Below are 404 nucleotides of genomic sequence, written 5' to 3'. Positions count from 1 at the left end.
TTATCGTACAGGACAAAAGCTGTATTGGACGATTATCGATGGCGTTTCTATGCTGGCCGGACAAAACAGGAGACAGCGAGGCCACCCGCATGAACGACATCGCCCGCGACCCGCTTAGGACCCAGTCCGGCGGCCATCAGAACATCCCCGACAGCCGGGGCATCAATTTCTTCCACGTCGATCCTGACCTCGGGCGCCTCTTGCGGCTGTACCTGGGCGACGCCCCCTACCGCGAGCTTGAACCGCAGCTCAAGTCGCTTGGCCAACGCGTCTCCGATGAACTTGACGCCTGGGCCATCAGCGCGGATCACAACCCGCCGCAGCTACGCCACCGCACTCGCCGTGGCGAAGCCCTGCAGACCATCGTCAAGCACCCCGATTACGTTGCGCTGGAGCGCGTGGCC

The 404-nt window shown here is 62.6% G+C and carries 1 protein-coding gene; it reads left to right on the top strand.

Annotation, left to right across the window (positions count from 1 at the left end; genetic code table 11):
• Nucleotides 1-89: 89 nt before the first annotated feature.
• Nucleotides 90-404 (top strand): hypothetical protein (locus D7X12_RS45795; RefSeq protein WP_208719660.1); only part of this gene is annotated, 315 nt, incomplete at its 3' end.

The sequence above is a fragment of the Corallococcus sicarius genome (genome assembly GCF_003611735.1).
In the GTDB taxonomy this organism is placed as follows: Bacteria; Myxococcota; Myxococcia; order Myxococcales; family Myxococcaceae; genus Corallococcus; species Corallococcus sicarius.
Note: the sequence above shows the minus strand (reverse complement) of the source record. Positions and strands in the feature narration are given on the sequence as shown.